Source organism: Maribacter aquimaris (assembly GCF_014596745.1).
GTDB classification, from domain to species: Bacteria; Bacteroidota; Bacteroidia; order Flavobacteriales; family Flavobacteriaceae; genus Maribacter_A; species Maribacter_A aquimaris.
The window spans coordinates 78136-95672 of record NZ_JABTCF010000001.1 but is presented as its reverse complement, the minus strand read 5'-3'; the positions used below and the strand labels follow the sequence as shown (position 1 = coordinate 95672).

Annotated in this window: 19 protein-coding genes; 10 read left to right on the top strand and 9 right to left on the bottom strand. The window is 39.7% G+C overall.

Going from position 1 to position 17537, the window contains the following annotated elements; translation table 11 throughout:
* Nucleotides 1–5: 5 nt before the first annotated feature.
* From tsaE to HPE56_RS00400, 5 genes are all read left to right on the top strand, one after another.
* Entirely contained in the window at nucleotides 6–416 is a 411-nt protein-coding gene (tsaE, locus tag HPE56_RS00415) for a tRNA (adenosine(37)-N6)-threonylcarbamoyltransferase complex ATPase subunit type 1 TsaE (RefSeq protein ID WP_188241803.1), read from the top strand.
* Nucleotides 417–609: 193 nt separating this feature from the next.
* On the top strand, nucleotides 610–744 hold the full coding sequence (locus tag HPE56_RS20420) for a hypothetical protein (RefSeq protein ID WP_262509858.1): 135 nt from the start codon (nucleotides 610–612) through the stop codon (nucleotides 742–744).
* 102 nt (nucleotides 745–846) lie between these two features.
* On the top strand, nucleotides 847–1458 hold the full coding sequence (locus tag HPE56_RS00410; RefSeq protein WP_223170126.1) for a hypothetical protein: 612 nt from the start codon (nucleotides 847–849) through the stop codon (nucleotides 1456–1458).
* 171 nt (nucleotides 1459–1629) lie between these two features.
* Nucleotides 1630–2829 carry an alanine dehydrogenase gene (locus tag HPE56_RS00405; RefSeq protein ID WP_188241802.1) on the top strand — a complete coding sequence of 400 codons (1200 nt, stop codon included), beginning with the start codon at nucleotides 1630–1632 and terminating at the stop codon, nucleotides 2827–2829.
* Nucleotides 2830–2910: 81 nt separating this feature from the next.
* Nucleotides 2911–3291, top strand: coding sequence for a DUF4258 domain-containing protein (locus HPE56_RS00400; protein WP_188241801.1), 381 nt, complete (start codon nucleotides 2911–2913; stop codon nucleotides 3289–3291).
* A gap of 12 nt (nucleotides 3292–3303) precedes the next feature.
* Here the strand turns inward: HPE56_RS00400 and HPE56_RS00395 are convergent, their stop codons facing one another.
* Nucleotides 3304–4470 carry a proline dehydrogenase family protein gene (locus tag HPE56_RS00395; protein WP_188241800.1) on the bottom strand — a complete coding sequence of 389 codons (1167 nt, stop codon included), beginning with the start codon at nucleotides 4468–4470 and terminating at the stop codon, nucleotides 3304–3306.
* Nucleotides 4471–4564: 94 nt separating this feature from the next.
* Here HPE56_RS00395 and aroB point away from each other — a divergent pair, with 94 nt between their 5' ends.
* Nucleotides 4565–5626, top strand: coding sequence for a 3-dehydroquinate synthase (gene aroB, locus HPE56_RS00390; RefSeq protein WP_188241799.1), 1062 nt, complete (start codon nucleotides 4565–4567; stop codon nucleotides 5624–5626).
* Between the two features lie 117 nt (nucleotides 5627–5743).
* A complete protein-coding gene (locus tag HPE56_RS00385; RefSeq protein ID WP_188241798.1) occupies nucleotides 5744–6067 on the top strand; it encodes a hypothetical protein in 324 nt (107 codons plus the stop codon).
* A 4-nt stretch (nucleotides 6068–6071) separates the two neighbouring features.
* Here the strand turns inward: HPE56_RS00385 and HPE56_RS00380 are convergent, their stop codons facing one another.
* The 3 genes from HPE56_RS00380 to HPE56_RS00370 all read right to left on the bottom strand — a co-directional run bounded on the left by HPE56_RS00380 (nucleotide 6072) and on the right by HPE56_RS00370 (nucleotide 8364).
* Nucleotides 6072–6590, bottom strand: a complete 519-nt coding sequence (locus tag HPE56_RS00380; protein ID WP_188241797.1) for a DinB family protein — start codon at nucleotides 6588–6590, stop codon at nucleotides 6072–6074.
* A 67-nt stretch (nucleotides 6591–6657) separates the two neighbouring features.
* A complete protein-coding gene (locus HPE56_RS00375) occupies nucleotides 6658–7137 on the bottom strand; it encodes an Lrp/AsnC family transcriptional regulator (RefSeq protein ID WP_188241796.1) in 480 nt (159 codons plus the stop codon).
* A 114-nt stretch (nucleotides 7138–7251) separates the two neighbouring features.
* The gene (locus HPE56_RS00370) at nucleotides 7252–8364 is read right to left on the bottom strand and encodes a M14 family metallopeptidase (RefSeq protein ID WP_188241795.1); all 1113 of its coding nucleotides are present in this window, start codon (nucleotides 8362–8364) and stop codon (nucleotides 7252–7254) included.
* A gap of 294 nt (nucleotides 8365–8658) precedes the next feature.
* Between HPE56_RS00370 and HPE56_RS00365 the strand changes: the two genes are divergently transcribed.
* The 3 genes from HPE56_RS00365 (at nucleotide 8659) to HPE56_RS00355 (ending at nucleotide 10305) form a co-directional block, all read left to right on the top strand.
* On the top strand, nucleotides 8659–9039 hold the full coding sequence (locus HPE56_RS00365) for a helix-turn-helix domain-containing protein (protein ID WP_188241794.1): 381 nt from the start codon (nucleotides 8659–8661) through the stop codon (nucleotides 9037–9039).
* A 61-nt stretch (nucleotides 9040–9100) separates the two neighbouring features.
* Complete coding sequence (locus HPE56_RS00360) at nucleotides 9101–9478, top strand: DNA topoisomerase IV (protein ID WP_188241793.1); 378 nt, start codon at nucleotides 9101–9103, stop codon at nucleotides 9476–9478.
* 2 nt (nucleotides 9479–9480) lie between these two features.
* Nucleotides 9481–10305: a TerC family protein gene (locus tag HPE56_RS00355; RefSeq protein ID WP_188241792.1), complete on the top strand. Its 825-nt coding sequence runs from the start codon at nucleotides 9481–9483 to the stop codon at nucleotides 10303–10305.
* Nucleotides 10306–10320: 15 nt separating this feature from the next.
* On the opposite strand, the gene HPE56_RS00350 is transcribed toward HPE56_RS00355, so the two are convergent.
* The 5 genes from HPE56_RS00350 to HPE56_RS00330 form a co-directional block, all read right to left on the bottom strand.
* Nucleotides 10321–11277, bottom strand: coding sequence for a sterol desaturase family protein (locus tag HPE56_RS00350; RefSeq protein WP_188241791.1), 957 nt, complete (start codon nucleotides 11275–11277; stop codon nucleotides 10321–10323).
* A 57-nt stretch (nucleotides 11278–11334) separates the two neighbouring features.
* A complete protein-coding gene (gene mscL, locus HPE56_RS00345) occupies nucleotides 11335–11766 on the bottom strand; it encodes a large conductance mechanosensitive channel protein MscL (RefSeq protein ID WP_188241790.1) in 432 nt (143 codons plus the stop codon).
* Nucleotides 11767–11778: 12 nt separating this feature from the next.
* Nucleotides 11779–14457, bottom strand: a complete 2679-nt coding sequence (locus HPE56_RS00340; RefSeq protein WP_188241789.1) for a DNA gyrase/topoisomerase IV subunit A — start codon at nucleotides 14455–14457, stop codon at nucleotides 11779–11781.
* A gap of 25 nt (nucleotides 14458–14482) precedes the next feature.
* Complete coding sequence (locus tag HPE56_RS00335; protein ID WP_188241788.1) at nucleotides 14483–16342, bottom strand: DNA topoisomerase IV subunit B; 1860 nt, start codon at nucleotides 16340–16342, stop codon at nucleotides 14483–14485.
* 194 nt (nucleotides 16343–16536) lie between these two features.
* Nucleotides 16537–17433, bottom strand: a complete 897-nt coding sequence (locus HPE56_RS00330; RefSeq protein WP_188241787.1) for a DMT family transporter — start codon at nucleotides 17431–17433, stop codon at nucleotides 16537–16539.
* Nucleotides 17434–17537: the final 104 nt, after the last annotated feature.

The window sequence follows — 17537 nt, the reverse complement described above, 5'->3', positions numbered from 1 at the left end:
TGAAAATGGATATCACCTACACCGAAAACCAACTTGCTGAAGTAGCCGATAAACTGATTAAGGCCCTACCTTCAAAAATCGTCTGTTTTAATGGGGAAATGGGTGCTGGGAAGACAACCTTGATTAAAGCTATGGTAAAACAATTGGGCGGTGTTGATGAGGCCAATAGTCCCACTTTTGGCATTGTTAACGAGTATCATGATGAACACAACCAGTTGTTGGCCTATCATTTTGATTTTTATCGATTAAATGATGAGAATGAAGCCTATGATTTTGGTATTGAGGATTATTTTAATTCCGATGCTTGGATTTTTATGGAATGGTCCGAAAAAATCGAATCCCTTATCCCCGATGATGCAGTCGTGGTGGTTATTCAAATGATTGATCGCACCACCCGCGAATTGAGCCTACCCTGATCTTTAAAGGTGCTTGCAACGAATCGGGCGAATTTTTAGTATTACTTTTCGATGAAATCCATTTTTTTCGATAAAAGCATCATTTTTCAGGGTAAAATGTAGGTTTTTTTCGACGAAATGCATTACGATTCGTTTTTTTTTCCTACATTCACATCGTTATCAACCAATTACTAATTTTAAAAACCCTCAAAAAATGAAAAGATTACTTTTTTGCGCATTGGCTTGTGCAACCCTATTGGCTGTTTCTTGTGAACCAAACTCAACTTCCGATGAGGACCAATTGTACGAACAAGGAATAGATAAAACAAAAATCAAAAAGAAGATATAATCCGATTTTTTTAACCGTTTATCGAGGGACAATGCAAATTGTCCCTTTTTTTATACTAATTAGCGAAGTCTTACGTTAGCGCCTTATAGATTTACTAATTAGATGATGACTGATTTGAAGGCGAAAAAACGGGCAAAAAAGAAATTAATCATAGAATCTATCTTCATATTTTTTATAGCGATATCCCCTTTTCTCTATAAGATGTATGATTATTTGCCAGAAGATCCGGAAGCCACTATTTCATTTTTGGGTATTACCATAGGAAATGGAGGGTTTGAAGATGTTTCTATGTACGTCTGGTTTTTAATGAGTAAGATAGTGCCTCTATACTTAATGGTCATATGGTTTATGACCTCAAAAAATTGGTGGTACCATATCATTCTCATTCCTATTGCAATGTATGCCTTCCAACTTTTCGAAGTGATATTCGATTCCGATGACTATGTCGATACCGAAAACATTTGGTGGTTGTTACCGATTTGTATGATCATTATACCCATAGTTTATTTTATCCGTATAAAATTGTATGATAAATATGTTCATGGTATTGATTTGGAAGCTATTGATGCCGAACTCCAAAGCTTAAAAAAAAAGCAAATGACGGAGACTGAATCAGATAAGGTAGTTGATAATCAGGAAGATGGTTCCGGTCACGCTGTGGAAACCAAAATTAATAGTCAATCATTCATCAAGGCCTGTACGAAATTATTTTAGTGGGAAGTTTGAAAGTAGGCTGAAGACTTTCAGCACATACCCAAAGGCTGGTTGCCTTTGAAATTTTGATTACCGCAACCGGTATTCCTTGATTAAAATTCAATAAAAATTTCATTATAAAGTTGTAAATTTACTTTTATCGTTATTTTTTTGCGATTAGAAGTAAACCGTATGAAGCAACCATCCTCGCCATTTAGCAAGTCACAATTGCTACCACAAGAAGAGACTCTTGAAGTATTGAAACAGAAAGGCGATCTATTTATCGGCATACCCAAAGAGAACCAATATCAAGAAAAGCGTATTTGCTTAACCCCAGATGCGGTTAATGCCATAACTGCCCATGGGCATCGGGTGCTCATTGAAACAGGTGCAGGGGAAGGTGCCCATTTTACCGATCTTGAATATACCAATGCAGGAGCGGAAGTAACGAATGACATTAAAAAGGTTTTTGGTTGTCCTATTATATTAAAGGTAGAGCCCCCTACCCTTTCAGAGATTGAATTGCTGAATCCCCAGACTACCATAATTTCTGCCCTTCAGATAAAAACACAACAGAAAGCGTATTTTGAACAAATGGCCAAGAAACGCTTAACCGCGATTGCCTTTGAGTTTATTAGGGATGATGATGGCAAGTACCCTGCTGTGCGATCCTTGAGTGAAATCGCTGGGATTTCCTCTGTATTGATAGCTTCCGAACTTATGGCGGCAACCAATAAGGGCAATGGCCTCATGTTTGGAAACATCAGTGGTGTGCCCCCTGTGGAAGTAGTCATTATCGGTGCCGGTACCGTAGGTGAATTTGCGGCGCGATCGGCCATAGGGCTTGGTGCCAATGTAAAGGTTTTTGATAATTCGATTACTAAACTCAGGAATATCCAGACCAATCTGAGACAAACGGTCTATACTTCCACCATCCAACCAAAAAATCTATTGAAATCTTTAAAGCGATGTGATGTGGCCATTGGTGCCGTGCGCGGTAGGGAGCGTTCCCCAGTAGTGGTTACCAATACCATGGTGGAACATATGAAGAAAGGTGCTGTCATTATCGATGTAAGTATTGATATGGGCGGGTGTTTTGAATCCAGTGAGATTACCGACCACAACAAACCCACCATTGAGAAATATGGTGTTATCCATTACGGTGTTCCCAATATACCATCGCGCTATCCTAAAACGGCTTCCATTTCGATCAGTAACATATTTACACCCTATCTTTTAAAGTTGGGGGAAGATGGCGGATTGGAAAACTCACTTCGATTTGACAAGGGGTTGCGTAACGGACTCTATATTTACCATGGTATCCTTACCAGTAAGGCTGTAGGGGAATGGTTCGACATGCAATACAGTGACATAAATTTCTTGATATTTTAAAGGGTACTTACGTTAAAAAGAAGGTCTTTTTTTGAACAAAAGCCTATCTTGCGGTTTTATTGAAAACCATCAAATACGTACATGGCATTTTTAAAACGTTTAGGATTTTATCTCATTGGGCTTGCTATCGGACTTGTTTTTTTAACGATCTTCCTTAAAAAGAAATCAGAAGAAACAGGCGTGGAATTTTGTTACTTCCCAAATTGTAGAACACTGAAGGACATTCGTTCTAAGCCGCTTTCCTATTCTGATGAAGTTCAACAATTGATAGACCATCAACAATTGGATTCCCTTTCCATTGCCGATTTTTTAAGAGAAGGGGAAGTGGATTTCAAAAATAGTGATACGGAATCAACTCCATGCCGAACCTATGTCATTGATGGGGTGATCAAGAATGAGCCTTCAACAATAACTGTTCGTAATTGCCCAGATAGTGCCATTATTGAAAATGTAGCATTTTGAACCCTCCGGCAATCAGATTTTCCTTCTTTTTCTTTCTTTTTTCAATAGTGTAAGTTCCCGACTTGTTTGTCCGGCTACCGAGGTATTCTCTTCCGCTCTTCGAATCAAATACGGCATAACGTCGCGCACAGGTCCAAAAGGCAAATATTTGGCAACATTGTACCCTTGGTCCGCAAGATTGAAGGAAATATGGTCACTCATACCGTATAACTGTCCGAACCAAATACGTTCATCATTTTTGGCCAGTCCCTTGTCTTTCAATAACTGCATAAGAAAATAGCTGCTTTCCTCATTATGGGTTCCGGCGAATAGTGAAATGCATTCCAACCGGTCTAAAATATATTGCGTACAGGCATCAAAATTTTCATCGGTGGCCTTTTTGGTCGCGCAAATGGGGGATTTGTATCCCTTTTCCTCGGCACGTAGGTTCTCTTTTTCCATATAGGCGCCACGAACGGTTTTAATTCCGATTTTAAAACCTTCCTTTTGGGCACTTGCATACAATTCTTCTAGATATTCCATTCGATCCCATCGATACAACTGTATTGTATTGAAAACTACGGCTTTCTCTTTATTGTATTTTCGCATCATTTCCCCTATGAGCTGATCCGCAGCCCCCTGCATCCAACTTTCCTCGGCATCGATCAATAATGATACATCCAAATCAAATGCTTTTTTACAGGTTTTATCGAAACGGTGCACTACCCTTCCCCATTCAGCTAACTCTTTATCCGAAAGGGTATCCCCTTGGGTCACCTTCTCGAACAAAGCCAATCTGCCGTATCCTGTAGGTTTAAAAACAGCAAAGGGTATTGCTTCTTTCTGTTTGACAAAATCCAAGATCTCCAAGGTTTTGCCCAAGGCAAAATCCAAGGGGTCTTCATCATCTTGTCCCTCCACGGAATAGTCCAACACAGCACTCACCCCTTTTTCAAACATCCTGTCGACCACTGGCATACAATCGGCCTCACTTATCCCTCCACAAAAATGGTCGAATACGGTTGCCCTTATCAATTTATCCACAGGAAGATGTGCCTTTAGGGCGAAGTTGGTCATTGCAGTGCCAATACGTACTAGGGGTTCATTGGCGATCATTTTAAACAAAAAGTAAGCACGCTCTAATTCAGAATCTGATTTTAATGCAAATGCCTTTGAAGTATCCTCAAAAATTCGGTCCATTTTATGCCATAATTTAACGTATCAAATATAATCACAGATTTTATATTCCTATCATTAAAAATAACGTTTATTTTGTGTTTTAGATAAATGAAATATGGAATCGATCACAACTTCTTCTTACGCCGTCCATTTTAATGGGAATGCTTTTTTACAATTAAAGGATTATCTTGGTAAGCAAACCTATTCCAAGGTTTTTGTCCTTGTGGACGAAAATACCAAGGAACATTGTTTGCCTGTATTTGAGAAGACCATGGCGAATGCATTTCCGTTTGATCTGATCGAGATTAAGGCAGGGGAAGTACATAAGAATATAGAGGCTTGTACCCATGTTTGGGAAGCCTTGTCGGATATGGATGCTGACCGAAAAAGCCTGTTGATCAACCTTGGGGGTGGAGTGGTGACTGATTTGGGTGGCTTTGTTGCCTCAACCTATAAAAGAGGGATTGATTTCATTAATATTCCTACGACCCTTTTATCTATGGTAGATGCTTCCGTTGGAGGTAAAACCGGTGTGGATCTAGGGTCTTTAAAAAACCAGATTGGCGTGATCAACCAGCCAAAGATGGTGTTGGTCTCCACTGTTTTTTTAGAAACCCTTGAAGACCGGCAAATGCGAAGTGGCTTTGCGGAAATGTTGAAACATGGCCTGATTCAGGATGCTTCGTATTGGAAAAAATTAAAGTCCCTCAACAACCTAGACACCATAGGGGAAGATATATACACTTCGGTTTCCATTAAGAACAGGGTCGTTCTTGAGGATCCCACGGAACAGCATTTAAGGAAAATCTTGAATTTCGGACATACTTTAGGTCACGCTGTTGAATCTTATTTTCTTGAAAACGATGGTAAGGAAACCCTTTTACATGGAGAGGCCATAGCTGTGGGAATGGTGTTGGAAGCCTATCTTTCGAACAAATTGACAGGATTGCCCACAGAGGACCTGGAAGATATCAAAACCTCCTTTTTAAAATGGTACCCAAAAGTTGATTTCACATCCAGCGATATCACCGCCATTCTATCCATGTTGAAATTCGACAAGAAGAATTCGCACGGGAATATTAATTTTGTACTATTGGAATCCATCGGAAATCCGGTCATAGACGTGAAAATACCCAATGATTTGTATGTAGGGGCTTTTGCTTACTACAAAGATTAGGGGCTTCATATACTAAAATCATTGATTTACAACTCTTTGATTAATTATGTTGGAATATTGGCTAGTTTGGATATATGAATAACTGATTTTTAGAATGATCACTTAAACCAAACTATCATGATCCGAAAACTAATCGATTACAAAAAATTAAACCATCATTTAGCGGCTAAACTTATCGAGACCTATCCCAATGGTTATGGTGACGATGATATCATCACTTTTAGGAATGTGCGCGGTGAAATCATTGAAACGGTAGAATTACGAACCGATGACACGGTTTATTTGGTGAAAATAAGTAAGAGTCTTGCCAATTTCATTTCGAACTTCGAGGAGAATATGGAACGAGGTTTGGAGCCAAGGCAACAACCTGAATTCGAAGACAGCTTGGGTGGTAAGGAATTTGAACTACAATCCGAGGATGATTTTAATGAGGAACTTTAAAATCTTATCCTAAATAGCTGTTTCGAATTACATTTCTATGGTGTTTTTGGTGTCCGCAGATAATAAAGCCCAATGCCGCGACACTCATTGGGGCATTGCTGGCCCTACCCATATAATGTAGCGCTTTTTTGTCCATAGAAAAGAAAAGGGCATTCGTTGATTGACGAATTGCCTTGTACTCCTCAATGATACTTTGTTTAGTTCGGTTCGCCGCATTGGAGTTGGGTACATATAAATCTTGGTCAAAACCCGGTAAAGGTGTTTCGTCCCCACGTATGAACCGCAATGCCCGATATTGGAAAACCCGTTCCGTATCCAAAATATGAACCAAAACCTCACTAATGGTCCATTTCCCCTCACTATAAGCATAATTTAGTTTTTCATCAGGAATGCTACTGATAAATTGAGGGAAATTATTTAATTGTGAACCCAAGGTGTCGAACAATTCAACATTGCCCAAAACATCCAAATAGGTTTTGTAATAAGGGTCGTATTCTGAAGATTTCAATTCATTGATTCGCATAGGCCACAAGCTAAAAAATCCCAAAAACATAGTCTTTGGGAGATGAATTATAGTGTTATAAGGAATATCACAACTCGTTGAAAATCGTATGCATCAAACGTTTTTTATCGTTGATACTTTCTTCCAAGGAAATCATGGTCTCAGTTCTGCTGATCCCATCAATATCATCAATCTTAAAGATGATGTTCTTCGCATGATTGGTATCCTTAGCCCTGATTTTACAGAAAATATTAAATTTTCCAGTAGTGATGTGGGCAACGGTGACATTTGGAATTTGCTCCAAGCGCTCCAATACAAATTTAGTCTGATGCGTTTTCTCCAAGAAAACACCTACATAGGCAATAAAGGCATATCCCAACTTTACATAGTCCAAAGTCAGGGAGGAACCACGAATGATTCCGGCTTCTTCCATTTTTTTGACACGTACATGTACCGTACCTGCTGAAATCAATAATTTTTTGGCTATATCGGTGAAAGGGGTTCTTGTGTTATCGATCAACATATCCAAAATCTGGTGGTCAATCTCGTCTAATTTTACTTTTGTCATGGTCATTTAATCTTTGGTGCAAAAATACGTAATTAAGAAATTAAACATAATAAAAGTTGTAATTTTTTAACAAAAATGTAATATAAGATTGTTTTTTGAATCTTATGTTCAAAATCAGGACTTTATGAGGTTCCAGAAAGTTTGGTTTTTTAATGCAGATAGATCACTTTCTTGACTGCAGTCATAGGTTTTATGTCCAAAATAATTTTGAAGATTTCCGGACTTTTCGATGTGGGGTATAAAAGCAATTTGCTCATTTTGAAGTGTTTCCTTAAAGAGTAACCCGATAGCGTCCCCGGACTTGTATTTCCTGGGATTGATAATGTGTGCATTTGATATCAATATGTCATAAAACAATTTGTTGTTATCGGGAATGCCAAAATATTCTTCCTTTTTAAAACTATTGACGATGTCCCCTGAAATCACCTCCAAGGCAGTAAGCAGTGCTGTAAAAATATAGTTACGCGTATGCTCCCGTTCATAATCGTCGAAATAATGGCCTGCTTCGAATAAAATGGTAGGGATATTCAACATTTGAAAGGTGTCGCCCACGCAATTGGCATTAAAACCATCGTCATAGCGTCCAATTTGACCAGGTATCAAGTTTTGTAACACATTATTCATCGCAACAATCAAACGCATACTTTGTGCCCTTGAGGGGGAAATACTGCGTTCTTCATCAAAAGCAGGGGCTAAAAATGAAACCGTGGCCGGTTTTGGGGTGTTCCCTACATTGAATATGGTACGTTGCCCGTGAAGATTGAAACAATAGTCAGGCAGAAAATCCTCATAACACTTACGCAACACATTACTTTCTGGTTGAGTCCTTTCCTGGGCGTCCCTGTTCAAATCAACCTTATTGGCATTGATACGGGTATAGGCTTTAGCCCCATCAGGATTGAGCATTGGAATAACCCTAATGGTACAGTTCCTTAAAATAGCTTCATAGCCCTTGGAATTCGATTGGAATAGATTAAACAGGTCAAAAACGGCTTTGGTCGTGGTGGATTCATTTCCATGCATTTGTGACCACATCAATATTTTGATCTTACCGGTTCCAAAAGTAACCGCATGAATGGGGGACTTATTAACGGAGTGACCCATAACCTGAACTTGAAAATTATCTGGTAGCTTGTCAAGAATCGGTTTTATATGATCTAAGGTTATGTACCTACCTTTTAAGGTCCTTTCTTTTACTGAATTATAAGTGTCTTGGGTAATTGCCATTTTTGATCTTTATTTCAACGCCGCTAAGGTAACATCATAATAAATTACATTTGTAATCACTGTGTTTACAATTGTATATTATGTTGTTTACATCTGTAATGTGTTTTATTTAGAATTGTAATCAAAGGCATTCCTATCCATTATGATATTGCAATAAACTATCTTATAATATAGTATATCAGTTTATTATCATACTTTAAATGAAGTTTATGTTTAATTATGAACTATCAATTATGGATATATTCACTCCTGATGGAATATCTTTTTATTACCTTTGTATTCCAATAAATTACAATGGTAAACACTGGTGATTTTATAAAACGTTTGGAGGAAATTCTTCGCTATTACGACTTGTCGGCTTCTTCTTTTGCGGATAAGATCAAGGTGCAGCGGTCCAGTATCTCCCACTTACTTTCAGGAAGAAATAAACCTAGTCTGGAGTTTGTGATGAAAGTCGTCAAGGCGATTCCTGAAGTGGACCTGTATTGGTTGTTGGAAGGAAAAGGTAGTTTTCCTGCCTCAAAAAAAACAACTACTAAAGTACCTGAAGTGAAGCCTCTTGCCCCTGCTTTGGAAAATATTGAAAAAAACATCCCAAAGGCCAAAGGGAAGAAATCCATAGATAAAATCGTTATTTTCTATAGCGATGGAAGTTTTACATGCTATGAGGGCTAATCTTAAATTTTATTTGAATACAACATATGCTATGTGCTACTAAATTCTTTATTTTGTGTTTATGCATAAAGGATTTATTGTTTCATTCGTTTTATTGTTACTTCTTGCCTCATGTTATCAGCCACAAAGGGACTGTAAGGTTTTTAAGGACGGTAAATTCACTTTTACCACAGTTATAGGTGATAAGGAGGTCAGTACTACTTTTGTGCGTTCAGGGGCCTTGGAAATCGATTACTTTCAGGGGAAATCGGATAGTTCCTCAGTTCGGTGGATCAATGATTGTGAATATATCGTAAAGAAGATGCATCCCAAGAACAAGGCCGAGGAAAAATCGGTTCACATGAAAATATTGAGCACTACCGATAATTCTTATACATTTGAATATAATATTGTAGGTGACCCTAATAAATCTAGGGGAACAGCCATAAAAACCAACTAACCATGTTCGATATTTTAGCGAGTCCTGATGCCTGGGTGGCATTACTCACATTAACCTTTCTTGAGATTGTCCTGGGTATAGATAATATTATCTTCATATCCATTGCTGCCGGGAAATTAGAAAAAAAACAACGTAAGAAAGCAACCAACTTGGGATTAGTCCTGGCTATGGTCATGCGTATCCTATTGTTGTTCGGGATTTCGTTACTGACCAGTATGAAAAAACCTTTTTGGGTTTTGGATGGTGAGTGGATATCAGGTGGGATTAGCGGACAAGGGTTGATTTTGTTCGCAGGAGGGCTGTTTCTGCTTTATAAAAGTACAAGTGAGATCCATGAAAAAATAGAGGACAAAGGCCATGATGAACGGGAAGTTACAAGCCACCGCTCTACCTCTTTGATGAATGCGATTATTCAAATTACGGTAATCAACATTGTTTTCTCCTTCGATTCTATTTTGACTGCCATAGGAATGACCAATGGTATATCGCCTAACCCCAATGACGCCTTGGTCTTAATGATCATTGCGGTGGTAATCTCCGTATTGATCATGATGTTGTTCGCCAATCCTGTGGGTGAATTTGTCAACAAACATCCTTCGATCCAAGTTTTGGGGCTCTCTTTTCTGATTCTAATCGGATTTATGCTGATTGCGGAATCGGCCCATTTATCGCATTTAGTGGTCTTTGGTAATGAAGTTGGGGTTATTCCAAAAGGGTACCTCTATTTCTCCATTACCTTTTCGTTAATGGTCGAATTCTTTAATATGAAAATGAAGAAAAACAAGAAGACCCCACCTGTTAAGAAAATGAATGGGGATCAACTATAATCCGATCCCTTATTCCTAATTGGGTCTTGTGTAGGCTGTTTTCGGATTATGGCCCTTCTGTTGCTTAAAAAGCCGTTGTTGTTGTTTTACGGTTAATGTGCTGCCATCCGGACTCCAACCCGGAGGTCCGAAAATGTACATTAAGGCATGGGAGAATTTCTTTGATTTTTTTACATCGTTCCAGATATCCTTGAATTCATGGGTAAGGATTACTACGGGATTATAGGATTTTGGGGCATGGATAACTCCATATTTCACATCGATATTCTCATCGTACTCTTTCCAGGTACCAAAGATTTTATCGAAGATATTGAGGAATCCACCATGGTTTTTGTCCAAATACTCAACGTTCTGGGCGTGATGTACCTGGTGCATGGTATGCGTATTGAATATTTTTTCCAAAAAGCCCATTTTAGGCACGTATACGGTATGTAATTGAAACTGCCATAGTGCCTCGATACCTAAACAGACGACGACCATTTCGGGAGGGAAACCCAATGCCGGCATCCACATGTAGAACAATGGCTTGTATAAAATGGTAAACCATCCGTTTCGCACGGCTGTTCCAAGATTGAAGTTGTCGGATGAATGGTGCACAATGTGCGCAGCCCAAAGAATACGTACTTCATGATTGGCCCTGTGAAACCAATAATATGTAAAATCATCGGCCAATTGACAGAGCAACCAAATATACCAGGCATAGCCAAATGAGGCATACCCCATGATATTGGTTCGAACCCCATCAACTACGGGATTGAACAATTCATAAGTGAATTCGAATATGACAATAGCGGAAATCAATTTGATCAATGGGGCGATGATTGCGGAGCCAACTCCCATAAAACCACTAGCGAACAAGTCTTTCCATTCATAGAGATCATCGTCTCCATGGGTCTTACTATAGGCTAATTCCAATAAAATAAATGCTATAAAGCAGGGCGCTCCGTATACCAGGGGGTTGGTGAAATCCATAATTTTTTAATTAATGCAAAGGTACTGTTTAATATTTCAGTCCTACTAGACTTGTTATTATTGTTTGTTATTCCTGAGAATTTCATTCTGCTCTTTCATGAGCTTCTCAAGATTCGCCAACAATTCAATGTTCTTAGGCGTTTTTTCTTCTTTGTTGGCGGGGTCTTCCGCTTTGGTTCTAAAGCGGTTCATGAATTTAATAACTGCAAAGATAGTAAATGAAATAATCGCAAAATCAACAATCACCTCGATAAGTTCCCCATAGCCTATGGCAACTTCGGTCACATTCCCAACAGCTTCGCGTAAAATGTATTTTTTATCGGCCAAATGAACATCCTCGGTCATAAGGGACAAAGGAGGCATGATTACTTTTTTGACAAGAACACTGACTACATTGTTAAAGGCTGTACCTATGATGATACCGATGGCCATATCCATCATATTTCCCTTAATCGCAAAATCCTTGAATTCTTGAATAAAATTCCTCATTGGGGTCAATAGCTAAAATAAGGCGGTTTGTCCTTCGTCATCGATATCAGGATTCTCTTTCTGGTCATCTTCCGATTTTGGTTTCTTCTTGGTATCAACGCTTACATCCTCTTCGTCAACCACTTCTATTTCGCTGGTTTCCGGAGCTGCTGGTTCCTCATAGGGCAAAGATTCCAATAAATTGATGTTCTTTACTTTGTCGGAAGTCAATTGATTACCTAAAGCTTTTATTCCTTTAATCGATATAAAATCCTCTAAATCAATAGTTAGGTTTGGTTTATGGTCTTTGCCTCTAGGCTTTGTAAACTCTATCTCGGCAACCGGGCGCCAATCTGTGGAGACCAATTCGAGATGTGATTTTGGATGCTCGGAAATGAACATATCTTCCCGATTGGGATGCTCAATCTGAAATCGTTTTACATAGAACCGTTCTTTTTCCCCTTCCCAATAAATAGCGGATAGTGGTTTATGTGGGTTCCATTTCTCTAGAATGATCATATCATCATCAAAACGGGAGGTCAAGGTTGGTAAAATTGTTTTGGCCACTCCTTTCTGGGTAACGATCAACAATAGATCGTCGCCACGGAATTCACCTAGCAGCTCCCCCCTACCATCTACATTCAAACGACGGACTACATCGTCGAACCAGATTTTTCGAGGTTTGAGGGTCGACACCCCTTTTTCTTTCAATTCAATTCGTTTAACGGTGTATTTCGTAACAATGTTTCCTTTAGATCCTCTTCCTTTTATGATGACATCCGCAAAATCGATGTCCCATTTCAATTTTTTAATACTACCTACCTGTCGAAGGTTGATGGTGACCACCTCTGCCTCACCATTTGGATTGGCTGAAAAATACTGAACAAGGGAATTGGGTTTTCCCGGGGTGAGGTCGTAAAGTCGATCTCGGGTAACACTGGTCACATTGAATCTTTTGATATAGGTGGGGCCACTTTTACCGTCCCTGTAAATCATATTGTAGGTAGTACGCTTGTCTTTTTTCTTAAAGACCGCTACATGGATAATATTCTTGCCGATAAAGGTTTTGGTGTCGACTTTGGTCACCATGGCCTTACCATCTTGCGTAAATACGATAATATCATCGATATCACTACAATCGGTCACGTATTCATCCCGACGTAGCGAAGTGCCGACAAAACCTTCTTCCCGATTGACGTACAATTTCGTGTTTCGTATGACTACTTTGGTAGCCTCGATATCATCGAATATCCGTATTTCTGATTTACGTTCGCGGCCTTTACCGTATTTGGTCTTTAAATTTTTGAAATAATCGATTGCAAATTCAATAAGGTTCTCCAGGTGATGTTTTACCTCGGCAATACTTTCCTCCAAATTATCCAAATACTGTTGGGCCTTATCAATATCGAATTTGGATATACGTTTGATTCGAATTTCGGTCAAACGAACAATGTCTTCTTCGGTTACGGCCCTTTTCAGGTGTTTGGTGTGTGGTTTTAGACCTTTGTCGATGGCCTTGATCACTCCTTCCCAAGTTTCTTCCTCCTCAATATCCCGATAGATCCTATTTTCTATAAAAATACGCTCCAATGAGGCAAAATGCCATTGCTCCTCGAGTTCCGACAGTCTGATTTCAAGTTCGGCCTTTAGGAGTTCCACAGTAAGATCCGTGGATTGTTTCAGCATATGGGTCACGCCAATAAAAAGAGGTTTGTTGTCTTCAATGATACATCCCAAGGGCGAAATGGAAGATTCACAGGCCGTAAAGGCATACAGTGCATCTATGGTCTTGTCTGGGGAAATACCATTGGGCAAGTGTACTAAGATTTCTACTTCCGCAGCGGTGTTATCCTCAATTTTTTTAATCTTGATCTTGCCTTTCTCGTTCGCTTTTAGAATGGAATCGATTAAGGAAGAAGTGTTGGTTCCGTATGGGATTTCATTAATCACCAAGGTATTCTTGTCCCTTTGGCTGATTTTGGCCCTTACGCGGATCTTACCTCCCCTCAAACCATCATTATATGAGCTCACATCAATGATTCCCGCTGTAGGAAAATCAGGGAAAAGTGTAAATCGTTGCCCTTTTAGATGTTTTATGGAGGCATCTATCAGTTCAATGAAATTGTGTGGCAACACCTTGGTTGAAAGTCCGACCGCAATACCTTCCGCTCCTTGTGCCAGTAATAAAGGAAACTTAACGGGCAGGTTAACCGGTTCTTTTTTACGGCCATCATAAGAGAGTTGCCATTCGGTGATCTTAGGACTGAATACCACCTCCAAGGCAAACTTCGAGAGTCGTGCCTCAATGTATCGGGAAGCGGCCGCCCTATCCCCTGTCAAGATGTTACCCCAGTTACCTTGGGTATCGATCAACAGGTCTTTTTGACCAATCTGTACCATGGCATCCGCTATACTGGCATCTCCGTGGGGATGGTATTGCATGGTATGCCCTACCACATTGGCCACTTTATTGTAACGGCCATCATCAAGCTCTTTAAGGGCGTGTAAGATCCTGCGTTGTACGGGTTTAAAGCCATCTTCAATCGCTGGTACCGCACGCTCTAAAATAACATAGGAAGCGTAATCTAAAAACCAATCCTTGTACATACCTGTAACCTTGGTCAATGCATGGCCAGAGTCATCAGTTCCTGTGTTGTCCTCGATTGGTGAATTTTCGTTTTGTGCCTCGTTCAGCTCTTCATTCTCTTCCATAAAGAAAGATTCGGGTTATCTAGATTTATAATTGGTTTTCCTCTACTAAGTCAATTTCCACTTTAAGGTTATTGATGATGAATTCCTGACGGTCTGGAGTGTTTTTGCCCATATAGAATTGCAATAGGTTTTCTATGGACATTGCTTTATCCAACATCACGGGTTCCAACCGAATATCCTCCCCAATGAAAAATTGGAATTCGTCCGGTGAGATTTCCCCTAGACCCTTAAAGCGTGTTATTTCCGGTTTACCGGTCAACTTGGTTATGGCATTTTTGCGCTCTTCCTCGCTGTAACAGTAGATAGTCTCCTTTTTGTTACGCACCCTGAATAAGGGGGTTTGTAAGATATAGAGATGGTTTTCCTTGATCAATTCCGGGAAAAACTGTAGAAAAAACGTTATCAATAGCAGCCGAATATGCATTCCGTCCACATCGGCATCCGTTGCAATCACAACATTGTTGTACCTCAGGTCTTCCATAGATTCCTCTATGTTCAGGGCGGCTTGTAATAAATTGAACTCCTCGTTCTCGTATACGATCTTTTTGGACATGCCATACGAATTCAAGGGCTTACCCCTTAAACTGAAGACCGCTTGGGTGTTAACATCACGTGATTTGGTGATGGAACCCGAGGCGGAATCCCCTTCAGTAATGAACAAGGTGCTGTCCAATCTACGGTCATTCTTCATATCCCCCAAATGAACCCGACAATCCCGTAATTTTTTATTGTGCAAACTGGCCTTTTTGGCCCGATCCCGCGCCAGTTTCCGTATGCCTGAAAGTTCTTTTCGCTCTTTTTCGGCCATCATGATCTTCCGTTGCAATTTTTCGGCGGTTTCCGGATTTTTATGCAAATAATTATCCAAATACTTCCCTACGAAATCATTGATATAGGTACGGACCGTCGGAAAATCACCTCCCATATCGGTGGATCCCAATTTCGTCTTGGTCTGACTTTCAAATACGGGCTCCATTACCTTTATGGAAACGGCGGAAATAATGGATTTTCGAATATCACTGGCGTCATAATTCTTTCCGTAAAAATCCCTTATGGTCTTTACCAATGCCTCGCGAAAGGCCGATTGGTGTGTTCCGCCCTGGGTGGTGTGTTGGCCGTTTACGAAGGAATGGTATTCCTCACTGTATTGGGTCTTACTATGGGTAATCGCCACTTCGATATCCTCCCCTTTTAGGTGTATGATGGGGTATAATAGATCTTCGGCATTATTGTTGTCCTCGAGCAGGTCTTTCAGTCCGTTTTCAGAATAGAATTTTTCTCCATTGAAAACAATGGTCAATCCTGGATTGAGATAAACATAGTTTTTGAGCATGCGTTCTACATACTCATTCCTGTATTTGTAATTCTTGAATATGGACTCATCAGGGATAAAAGTAACCCGGGTTCCCTTTCGTTTTGAAGTGTCAACAGGACCTTCCTCCAAAGTTAAGTTGCCTTGTTCGAATTGGGCCGTTTTCATTTGGTTGTCCCTTGACGACTGCACCTCGAAAAAACTGGAAAGTGCATTTACGGCTTTCGTACCTACACCGTTAAGTCCGACCGACTTTTTAAACGCTCGACTGTCGTACTTACCCCCTGTATTCATTTTTGAGACCACGTCGACGACTTTCCCCAAGGGAATGCCTCGTCCATAATCCCTAACACGTACCATCTTATCCTTTATGGTGATTTCGATGGTCTTACCTGCACCCATTACGAATTCATCGATACAGTTATCGAGGGTTTCCTTTAAAAGTATGTAAATGCCATCATCGGCCGAAGAGCCATCTCCCAGTTTTCCTATATACATACCTGGGCGTAATCGAATGTGCTCTTTCCAATCGAGTGATCGAATGTTATCTTCAGTATATTGGGACTCTGCCATAGTTCATCAGGGGTTTATCCCTGCTAATATAAAATTTCAAAGCAATTTTCAAAGCTTTTGGCTTAGAAAGTAATCTACAACGAAAATACCAATTTTGTTCCTATAATTCAATCTATATGTTTCTAAATCTTCCCTGAAGTAGGGAATACCAAACGTCTTTTACAGTAAATGGACACCCTAAATGCATTGTACTCTTAAGCTTTCTGTCTCGAAACCAGGGTAACGCCGCCGATAACAACCAGCATTCCAATAATTTGAAGTATGGTAATGCGTTCATCCAAAAAGAAAAAAGCCAAAATGATCGTTGATACCGGTCCTAAACTCCCGAATAGGGAAAAGGTTGAGGCCCCTAAACGTTTTATGGCTGCAGAAACCAAAAAGGAAGGAATCAAAGTCGAGAAAATCGCCATGGCGATACCTAAATAATAAACCTCTTTGGGATAGGTTGAAAGCTGAAACCCTTTGACCATCGAATAATGCAGTACGATACAAACCGTAGAGACGATCATGGCATATGAGGTGAATTGCATTACCCCAAATTTAGGGATCAGCCAGCCACTACCGACCAAATAGGAAGCGTATGTCAAAGCGCTGAAAAAAATCAGGATTCCCCCTAAAATAACAGAACCGTCCTTCATTGGTTCTTCGTTCCAAAAGGTGAGTATTACACCTAAATAGGTGATAATAATGGCAATAATCTGTATTTTAGAAATGCTTTTTTTAAAAATCAACCATGATAAAACGACCACCATTGTTGGGTATATGAAAAGAATGATACGCTCTAACCCTGCTTTTATATGCTGAAGCCCCATAAAATCGAAAAGACTGGCCAGGTAATAACCGATAAATCTGAAAAACACCACCCACAAATAATCTTTGTAATTGATTTCTTTTGAATGTAATGGTTTTTTGGAGAAAGCGATAAGAAGGTAAAAGGGTAAGGCAAAAACCATACGAAACAGCAATAAGGTCAAATGGTCAACCTTATAGGTGTAGGCAACCTTGACCAACACGGCTTTTGCGGAAAATAATACTACCCCGATTATGGCGAATACTATTCCACTATTGGCTGCAGGTATTTTCTGGATCATACAGCCAACCTAGGATTTTCAAAACAATAAATGTATTGGTTGAAAATAGAAATACAATGTCCAACCATGGAAGACTCCCTATTCCCTTCGATCAAAAGTAATAG

Coding starts and splice junctions, on each gene's coding strand:
- HPE56_RS00370 (WP_188241795.1), bottom strand. CDS start 8,364: ATGGCAATTACCCAAGACACTTATAATTCAGTAAAAGAAAGGACCTTA.
- HPE56_RS00405 (WP_188241802.1), top strand. CDS start 1,630: ATGAAGCAACCATCCTCGCCATTTAGCAAGTCACAATTGCTACCACAA.
- HPE56_RS20420 (WP_262509858.1), top strand. CDS start 610: ATGAAAAGATTACTTTTTTGCGCATTGGCTTGTGCAACCCTATTGGCT.
- HPE56_RS00365 (WP_188241794.1), top strand. CDS start 8,659: ATGGTAAACACTGGTGATTTTATAAAACGTTTGGAGGAAATTCTTCGC.
- HPE56_RS00335 (WP_188241788.1), bottom strand. CDS start 16,342: ATGGCAGAGTCCCAATATACTGAAGATAACATTCGATCACTCGATTGG.
- aroB (WP_188241799.1), top strand. CDS start 4,565: ATGGAATCGATCACAACTTCTTCTTACGCCGTCCATTTTAATGGGAAT.
- tsaE (WP_188241803.1), top strand. CDS start 6: ATGGATATCACCTACACCGAAAACCAACTTGCTGAAGTAGCCGATAAA.
- HPE56_RS00385 (WP_188241798.1), top strand. CDS start 5,744: ATGATCCGAAAACTAATCGATTACAAAAAATTAAACCATCATTTAGCG.
- HPE56_RS00410 (WP_223170126.1), top strand. CDS start 847: ATGATGACTGATTTGAAGGCGAAAAAACGGGCAAAAAAGAAATTAATC.
- HPE56_RS00395 (WP_188241800.1), bottom strand. CDS start 4,470: ATGGACCGAATTTTTGAGGATACTTCAAAGGCATTTGCATTAAAATCA.
- HPE56_RS00360 (WP_188241793.1), top strand. CDS start 9,101: ATGCATAAAGGATTTATTGTTTCATTCGTTTTATTGTTACTTCTTGCC.
- HPE56_RS00330 (WP_188241787.1), bottom strand. CDS start 17,433: ATGATCCAGAAAATACCTGCAGCCAATAGTGGAATAGTATTCGCCATA.
- HPE56_RS00400 (WP_188241801.1), top strand. CDS start 2,911: ATGGCATTTTTAAAACGTTTAGGATTTTATCTCATTGGGCTTGCTATC.
- HPE56_RS00340 (WP_188241789.1), bottom strand. CDS start 14,457: ATGGAAGAGAATGAAGAGCTGAACGAGGCACAAAACGAAAATTCACCA.
- HPE56_RS00350 (WP_188241791.1), bottom strand. CDS start 11,277: ATGGATTTCACCAACCCCCTGGTATACGGAGCGCCCTGCTTTATAGCA.
- HPE56_RS00355 (WP_188241792.1), top strand. CDS start 9,481: ATGTTCGATATTTTAGCGAGTCCTGATGCCTGGGTGGCATTACTCACA.
- HPE56_RS00375 (WP_188241796.1), bottom strand. CDS start 7,137: ATGACAAAAGTAAAATTAGACGAGATTGACCACCAGATTTTGGATATG.
- mscL (WP_188241790.1), bottom strand. CDS start 11,766: ATGAGGAATTTTATTCAAGAATTCAAGGATTTTGCGATTAAGGGAAAT.
- HPE56_RS00380 (WP_188241797.1), bottom strand. CDS start 6,590: ATGCGAATCAATGAATTGAAATCTTCAGAATACGACCCTTATTACAAA.